The following is a 2545-nucleotide window of genomic DNA, read 5'->3' on the forward strand; positions in this document are numbered from 1 at the left end:
GGTGTCGGTGTGGCGGTGCTCGCGCGGGCGACTCAGCCGTCGAGGAGATGGAGGGCGGTGGCCTCGTCGGTGACGAGGACCGAGCAGAGGCCGCTGCGTACGACGGCGTCGGCGACGGGATGCTTGGCGCTGCCGGCGATGACGGCGATGGCGAGCGGCGCCGCCCGCAGCTCGTCGAGCGTGAGGCCGACCGTGCGCGCGTCGAGGGCGGGGTCGACGATGTTGCCGTCGGAGTCGATGTAGCGCCCGACGACGTCGCCGACCGCGCCCTTCTGCACGAGCACGTCGACGTCGGCCACCGAGAGGTAGCCGCTCTCGACGTGCACGGAGTTGTGGTCGGCGGCACCCGCGCTGAAGACGTAGGCGTCGGCCGAGCGGGCGAGCTCGATGACGCCCGCGACGACGCGATCGGACTCGATCGCCTCCTTCGTGGCGAGACGCTCGAGGATCGCGGGGCTGGGCAGCAGGGTCGCGCTGCCGCCGCCCTTCTGGGCGATGCCGACCGCCGTGGCCGCCGCGGTGCCCGGCCGGCGGTTGAGGCTGACTCCGCCGTTGATCTGGACGACGTTGACACCGGTCGCCCACCCGTTGCGCAGGTGCTGCGAGAGCTCGAACAGGGTGCGGCCCCAGCTCACGCCGAGGGTGCGCGGCACGGGGCGGAGCGCGGTCAGGTAGTCGGCGGCCGCCTGGGCGGTGCGCTCCTGCAGCTCTTCAGGCGTCTGCACGCCTGCCGTGGAGACGACGATGGCGTCGGTGAGGCCGCGTTCGTCGCGCAGGCGACGCTCGATGGGGAGGCGGCGTGCCCGCGGATGGAGGATCTCGATGCGGATGAACCCGCGCTGCTTGGCCTGCGCGAGGAGTCGCCCGACCTTCCAGCGCGTGAGCCGGAGCGCCTGCCCGATCTCGTCCTGGGTCTTGTTCTCCTCGTAGTAGAGCTCTGCGGCCCGGATGGAGAGCAGTTCGTCGATCTCGTCCACAGTGTCCTTCCGCTCCCCTCCAGCGTAGGCACGTGCGTGCGCATCGGCAACACTCGCGGGCGATCCTGCTCATATGAGCAGGCCGAGTGGATGCCGCGCGCCGGCCGTGCGGGCTCGGCCGGGAGCATCGCCTCGACCGTGAGGCGCACCGGCGGGCGCCGTGACCGGCGAGCGGTGGCGACGGGACGACGGACTCAGGCCGCGCGCTCGTCCTCGAAGTAGCCGGGCCGCGCCGCCATCGCGCCGGAGATCACGGCGGGCACGGTCGACGCGACGAGCAGCAGGATGAGCGGCCAGACCCAACCGCCCGTCGCCTGGTGGAGCAGACCGACGGCGAGCGGGCCGACGGCGACCATGAGGTATCCCGCCGACTGGACGAAGCCCGACAGCGCGACCGCGCCCTCGTGCGTGCGGCTGCGCAGGTTGATGAGCACGAGCGAGAGCGGGAAGAACAGCGGACCCGCCCCGGCGAGGGCCACCCACAGCCAGGTGGCGGTGCCGGGCACGAGCAGCAGCCCGAGATAGCCCGCCGCGAACGAGCCGATGCCGATGCCGACCAGCAGGCGCACCCGACCGAAGCGCGCGGCGACGATCGGGACGACGAGACCGGCGGGCAGGCCCATCGCGGCGTACAGCGAGAGCAGCGCTCCCGCCTCGGCCGGCGGCGTGCCCGCGATGTCGTGGAGCATCGACGGCAGCCAGGCGAACAGGGCGTAGGCATTGAAGCCGGCGACCGTGAACAGCACCGCGAGCGACCAGGCGAGGGGCGAGCGCAGGGCGTAGCGCAGCAGCCCGGGCTGCGGCTCCTCGGGCTGTGCCGGCTGCCGGCGGCCGTTCGGATGCAGCAGCAGCACGATCCACGGGATGAGCGCGACCGCGGCCACGAGTCCCCACTCCCCCAGCGAGACCCGCCAACCCGCGGCATCCGCCACCGGGACCGCGACGAGCGGCGGCACGAACGTGCTCACCGACAGCGCCGTGACGTACAGCGAGGTCATGAGGCCCACGCGATCGGGGAAGTATCGCTTCACGAGCGGCGGCAGCAGCACGTTGCCCACCCCGATCGCCGCGAACGTGAGCGTGGATGCGGCGATCAGCCAGACGGCGTCGCCCGCGACCCCTCGTCCGACGAGGCCGAGCGTCAGCGCGACGAGCGCCACGATGAGGGTGGGCTCGAGGTCGAACCGCTTCGTGATGAGCGGGGTGATGATGCCGAACACCGCGTAGCAGAGGGGCGGCAGCATGCCGAGCAGGCCGACTGCCACCGGGCTCAGTTGGATGTCGCGCTCGAGCTGGTGCAGGATCGGCGAGAGCGAGGCGACGGCCGTGCGGAGGTTGAAGGCGACGAGCACGATGCCCAGCAGCGCGAGCGTCCGGCCGGCCCAGAGCGGTCGGGGCTGGGTCGGCTTCACCCGTCCGAGTCTAGGCTGGTGACGTGGCCGACTTCGCCCGGTACCTCCCGCTCAGCCAGCGCTCCGGCTTCGACGAGCGCGGCGTCACGAGCGACCGCCGCGAGCCCACCGCGACCGTGCTGCGCGCCATCGCGCAGGCCGTGCGCGCCGCGGGCG

2 protein-coding genes are annotated in these 2545 nt (G+C 72.8%); both read right to left on the reverse strand.

What is annotated here, in order from left to right; all coding sequences use genetic code 11:
* Positions 1-32: 32 nt before the first annotated feature.
* Complete coding sequence (locus tag GH736_RS20945) at positions 33-977, reverse strand: sugar-binding transcriptional regulator (protein ID WP_159606758.1); 945 nt, start codon at positions 975-977, stop codon at positions 33-35.
* Positions 978-1171: 194 nt separating this feature from the next.
* Positions 1172-2389 carry an MFS transporter gene (locus tag GH736_RS20950; RefSeq protein WP_159606760.1) on the reverse strand — a complete coding sequence of 406 codons (1218 nt, stop codon included), beginning with the start codon at positions 2387-2389 and terminating at the stop codon, positions 1172-1174.
* Positions 2390-2545: the final 156 nt, after the last annotated feature.

It is taken from the genome of Agromyces humi (assembly GCF_009720255.1).
Lineage (GTDB): Bacteria > Actinomycetota > Actinomycetes > Actinomycetales > Microbacteriaceae > Agromyces > Agromyces humi.